Below are 252 nucleotides of genomic sequence, written 5' to 3'. Positions count from 1 at the left end.
AGCGAGAGCACGGCCTCGAGGCCTTTCAGGCCGACTTCGGTATCGATGTCGACGTGGCTGCGAACGGAAAGTGTGCCGTAGGCTGCGAGCTTCTCCAGCAGGGCGCCGCCGCGGGCTTCGACCGGCAGCGCCACCGTGCGCCGCAGGGATTTTTCCGCCTCGATGCGCTTGGCGACCGTGTCGCCCGGGATATGCGGGATGAATGGCAAGCCAATCAGCGTCTTGTCGAGATGAATATGGCCGTCGACGAAG

General features: G+C 64.3%; 1 pseudogene. It reads right to left on the bottom strand.

Going from position 1 to position 252, the window contains the following annotated elements:
- A pseudogene (locus tag EOD29_RS33550) lies at window positions 1-252 on the bottom strand (metal-dependent hydrolase); the annotation flags it as partial.

The organism is Mesorhizobium sp. M1A.T.Ca.IN.004.03.1.1, assembly GCF_003997555.1.
Lineage (GTDB): Bacteria > Pseudomonadota > Alphaproteobacteria > Rhizobiales > Rhizobiaceae > Mesorhizobium.
The sequence above is the reverse complement of the archived record's forward strand: the minus strand, read 5'-3'. Positions and strand labels throughout refer to the sequence as shown.